Source organism: Psychrobacter sp. 1U2 (genome assembly GCF_051847575.1).
Genome location: NZ_JBPYDC010001855.1, coordinates 1 through 510, shown reverse-complemented (window position 1 = coordinate 510; position 510 = coordinate 1). Strand labels below are relative to the sequence as shown.

At 41.2% G+C, this 510-nt stretch carries 1 protein-coding gene and 1 pseudogene; both read right to left on the bottom strand.

Features of this window, described 5'->3' with window-relative positions:
- Positions 1–263: HAD hydrolase-like protein (locus ACS8FD_RS24785; protein WP_439277796.1), on the bottom strand; the 263-nt coding region annotated here is incomplete at its 3' end.
- A gap of 14 nt (positions 264–277) precedes the next feature.
- Positions 278–510: pseudogene (locus ACS8FD_RS24780) on the bottom strand (bifunctional 2-polyprenyl-6-hydroxyphenol methylase/3-demethylubiquinol 3-O-methyltransferase UbiG); the annotation flags it as partial.

Genomic DNA, 510 nt, shown 5'->3' with positions numbered 1-510 from the left:
ATATCTGTCTCATAATCATCCAAAAACTGCTGACGAAAAGCCAGTAAGGCGTCTTCGCTCGTCTCGATTTGATCATTATAACGTAGCATCAGCTGCACCATGGCCGATGCACCAGCAGAAACTTGCTCACGAATCTGGGCCTCAGGCGGGGCTTGCCAATTGTTTTGGGCACTCATCTTACCAATAATACGTACAAAATCTGCTGCAGTATCAATGAGCGTACCGTCTAAATCAAATAAAACAGCTTTTACAAATTGAGTCATATCGTCTGCTCTTATTAAAATTTATCTTCAATCAGTGGCTTTTGAACAGCCAACATATAATTAACATCGACATTTTGTGCCAACCAATAGCGTTTGGTTAATGGATTATAATGTAACCCGATGATATCTTGACGACGAAAGCCTGAGTTTAATACCATTTTATCAAGCTCAGCTGGGGTAATAAATTTTGCATAGTCATGGGTGCCACGATCTAGCAGGCGCAATACATACTCTGCTCCAATGATCG